Below are 1,800 nucleotides of genomic sequence, written 5' to 3'. Positions count from 1 at the left end.
TCCCGACCAGTTCCTCCACGGTATGTCCTTCAATCTCTTCACGTGGCTTGCCGAATTCCCGCTGGTAGGCATCGTTGACAATCATATACCTGTAATCAGGAGCCACTATAGCCATACCATCATTGATCCTGGAGATGATCCGCTCATAATTCTTCAGGCGTTCTCTTTGACTGCGGCGGATCTTTTCCAGGCGGATTCTCTGAATTCCCTGGGCTATGGTCCAGGCCAGGCTGTTGAACAAATCCTGCTCCTCTAAATCTCCGGCCAGGTTTGCAGGGATTGAAACTGTGATCAGCCCAAGGACAAACCCTTCAACCTCCAGGCGTGCAGAGAAGCCGGATCTGTCTGAATATTGTTCAGCCAAAGGGCAGCCCTCGCAATCAGTGCCTGGATCCATGACAACCTGCAAACTTGGTGAGGAGGATACCTTTAGAGCGCATGCAGGCTTCTTTCCATATTGAAAGCCGTCAATAAGTTTCGGGAACTCATCATCAAGACCCGCCTGGCCGAAATGTGTGACATTCTGGTTTTTGTCCAGAAGGATGATCCAGGCATTATAATATCCCCTGGTGGAAATCAGAGCCTGACAAACCTCCTGCAGCAGAGGGGTTATATCCCCGGCATTGAAAATCACCTCATTGACCTGGTTATAGGCCTTCAGCACTGCATTCAAATGCCGGGTGCGCTCTTCTGATTCCCGCAGAAGCTCCTCTGCCTGCTTACGTTCAGTAATATCCCGGGCCACTCCCAATACCGACTCAATCTCTCCTTCAGAGTTTCGCTGAAAAGAAACACGTACATGAAACCAGCGATAATGGCCGTCTTTGTGCAGCAGGCGATATTCTACTTCGCCATGGTTTTGATCGGTTTTAATAGCGTTATCCAACCCCCTCTGCACCACCGGCAGATCCTGGGGATGAACAAGGTCTTGAAAGTTTTTGCCTAATAGCTCCTGGACTTCGTAGCCTAAAAGATCTGATACTTGAGGAGAAAGATAAGTAAAATGTAAGCATTCAGGGGGTACTCGGTTTTAGTCCCTGGCACCAGGCCCGGGGACTGTCCCCCGCTAAGCACTAACTGAGCAGGTTCACACAACTTCGCGTTTGTCAGATTATTTTGTGCAGGAAAGGTGTCGCGGGGACTGTCCCCTGGCCGGTTTCGGCACCCCCTGAATGCTTACAGTAAAATGACCTTCCGGTGTATGAGAGTATATAACGTCCTGGGTATTTTCCACCAGCGATCTGAACTTTTGCTGACTTTGCTGTAGAGCAGTTTCCATTTTTTTTCGTGCAGTAATATTTTCCCGGAGCAGAACTCCGCCTGCAACCCGGCCCCCCTGATAAACAGGCACCGCTCTGATGTTGACCCATCCGGAACCTCCCACAGCAAACTCGGGAAAATATACATTTTCCAGTTCAACATCGTCCCCCTGGAATACTCGGGAAATCTCTGTATCCACTCCGGCACTGACCAGGCCGGGAAGCTCGTGTATGGACCTGCCCAGAAAATATTCCTTGCCCAGCTTGTTGTTGGCAAATTTTTCTATATGCCAGTCATTAACAAATTCTACCCGGCCCTGATGGTCAAGCAGCATAACAGAGGCAGGACATTTCTCGATGAGGTTTTTAAATTTCTGTTCACTTGCAATTCTTGCTTCTTCCGCCTGCTTATACTCAGTAATATCCTCATGCATAAGCACCAGGTGTTAGCGCCGGCTTGAAGATGCCATAAAACGCCGGTTTAAAAATGTTGTTTTGGAGCAACCGCCAGCTCCAGACATAAAGGTTGATGCCGGCGGTT

At 49.3% G+C, this 1,800-nt stretch carries 2 protein-coding genes and 1 pseudogene; all 3 read right to left on the bottom strand.

Going from position 1 to position 1,800, the window contains the following annotated elements:
- The coding region (locus tag D5S03_RS01425; protein ID WP_287042461.1) for a hypothetical protein at positions 1-85 on the bottom strand (85 nt) is incomplete at its 3' end.
- 678 nt (positions 86-763) lie between these two features.
- A pseudogene (locus tag D5S03_RS01420) lies at positions 764-949 on the bottom strand (PAS domain-containing protein); the annotation flags it as partial.
- A gap of 162 nt (positions 950-1,111) precedes the next feature.
- Positions 1,112-1,693 (bottom strand): PAS domain-containing protein, encoded by a 582-nt coding sequence (locus D5S03_RS01415; protein ID WP_287042460.1) that lies wholly within the window; start codon positions 1,691-1,693, stop codon positions 1,112-1,114.
- Positions 1,694-1,800 lie beyond the last annotated feature (107 nt).

Origin of the sequence: Desulfonatronospira sp. MSAO_Bac3 (assembly GCF_003838035.1) — a bacterium.
Taxonomy (GTDB): domain Bacteria; phylum Desulfobacterota; class Desulfovibrionia; order Desulfovibrionales; family Desulfonatronovibrionaceae; genus Desulfonatronospira; species Desulfonatronospira thiodismutans.
Note: the sequence above shows the minus strand (reverse complement) of the source record. Positions and strands in the feature narration are given on the sequence as shown.

What these genes read in the sequence shown, in the direction of transcription:
- D5S03_RS01415 (WP_287042460.1), bottom strand. Translation starts at nt 1,693, where the DNA reads ATGCATGAGGATATTACTGAGTATAAGCAGGCGGAAGAAGCAAGAATT.